Below are 2,044 nucleotides of genomic sequence, written 5' to 3' on the forward strand. Positions count from 1 at the left end.
GACGTTGCCCGGAAATACACCAAAGTCCTGAAGGTGGGTAATGAGGGGGTCTTCAGGTTCACCCATGATCTTGAAGGAAAAGAACTGGTCATTGAAGTCAGGGGCGGAATGATCCATCAGGATTCAATTGGGGCTGTTCGCGCTCAACTGGGCGACGCTCAAACATTAGAACCGTTTACGAACGTTGCCAGCCCTGAACATCTGATCGGAGTGCTGAAAGGTGCGAATGAAAGGGCAGGAAACCTTGGCCAGGTTGATCACTATGTTGCCCTTGCCACCCTAAAAACAGTCAAGGTTGAAGTGAAAGGGCGCACCTTCATGCGTCTCATCGTTTCCGGTGATCAGCCCCCTGCATTGGAGCGCCTGGGTCAATCGCTCTTTGTCAACGATGAGGCGCTTTTCGCAGCAGCTACCTCTGCCTACACCCAGGTTCATCTACTGGGGAAAGAGTTACAACAGGAGGCTCTGGATGATCTGTTGTCATACCATAAACCCGTTGGCTATGTTGTACACACCGAGGATGAGACACAGGCTTATCCTGTACCTGATGATTATCCAAAACTGGAAGTGACTGAGGCTCCGGGAGAGATTATTGTTTTCCGTGGCCAGAAGCAGAACCCCGCCGACATCGCTTTTGTGAAAGCTCTCGCTGACACCTGGCGGAATGAATTTGGCAACAACGCCCCCCCTCCTGAAGCAACAGCATGGGTTAAAAAAGACAAGGTCAAAAGCTACCAGTACGTCATTCAAAGCAATCAGATGGCAATACTGGAAGAGTTAGCTGCGCAACAAAATACTGAACTTATTGGAAGTGGACAAACGACATTTGCATACGATGGTAAACTGGCGAAGCTTGAATACTATGAATATCTTCAGCAGGCATTGACCTATGCTACTCCAGATACAGCAGATGAATTTGAATTCACAGCACCGCACGTCAGATTCGCTTCGTCGATCATCACGCCAACCTGGGTGCATATTCAACTCGCAGAGCGCTTTCGCTTCAAACCCGTACTTAGAAATTTTCTGACTGACCGGAATTTTATCCAAAATATACATAAAGTTATACCCGCTACCAGCAAAATGCCTGGCGACCCTTCTGGCAATTCTTTTGACAAAGACGGAAGCTTTGCTTCCAGAGTCATTGGTGACTCTGCCGGGCAGCTGCTTGAGATGGAAACCAGACTGGAAAAGCTGCTGGCAAGAGAGGCCGAACTCACCGCGCTAAGCAAAGCATTTCAACACAGAACGACAACGCTCATGAGCGGTATTGAGGAAAAACTGAGACTAGTCCAAATCAATCAGCAAGTTGTCAATGAGCTTAAAAAGATTAATCAAGAGCTGGAAGAGAAAAAAGACCTGATTGGCCAACTTGAGCAGGAGAACAAACGAATCCCCGAGCTGGTAAAACAACTTAATGCTGCCGGAGCAAAAGCGACAAACACTCGCAACAGTGAACTGGCAACAGAGCTCGGTATTGACAAATGGGATGATGCCCAGCCCCAAGAGGAACAAGCCAGACTCATCAGTATAAAAATTCATGAAATCAACCAGGTGCATGCTCATCAGCAGCATATGCGTCAACAACTTAATAAAATGGACGATCAACGCGAAATAGAGAATTCTTACACCAGGACCAGAAAAAAAGCTCTGGCATCGGTTCTTGGTATTGACCTGAGTGAAGACACCACACTGGAAGATCGCCCCACCCTCGAATCAACAGTCAATTACAAGCTCTTCAAACTTAAAGAGCTGGAACAAGAACTGAAAGACATCAGAACACCAGGCCACCCCGAAGCCAGGCCTGAAGTACTTGGAAAACTGACTGCTGTGGAAAATATTCTGAATATAGATAACCTCGATACAGAGAACGATGTTTATTACCGTCGTGACGCCATTTCTAAAGAAATTCAGACATACATCACAGAAACCAGACAGCGGGTAGAGGAAGAAGCTCTGGAGATGCTGGTAGCCGTAGAAAAAGCACTCGAGATCAATGTCAATGAGGGTGATGACAAAGCAACAAGACTTGACAGGATTGAAA

At 47.0% G+C, this 2,044-nt stretch carries 1 protein-coding gene; it reads left to right on the top strand.

What is annotated here, in order from left to right; translation table 11 throughout:
* The coding region (locus KDK19_RS10825; RefSeq protein WP_257291935.1) for a hypothetical protein at positions 1 to 2,044 on the top strand (2,044 nt) is incomplete at both ends.

The organism is Endozoicomonas sp. ONNA1 (assembly GCF_024606325.1).
In the GTDB taxonomy this organism is placed as follows: Bacteria; Pseudomonadota; Gammaproteobacteria; order Pseudomonadales; family Endozoicomonadaceae; genus Endozoicomonas_A.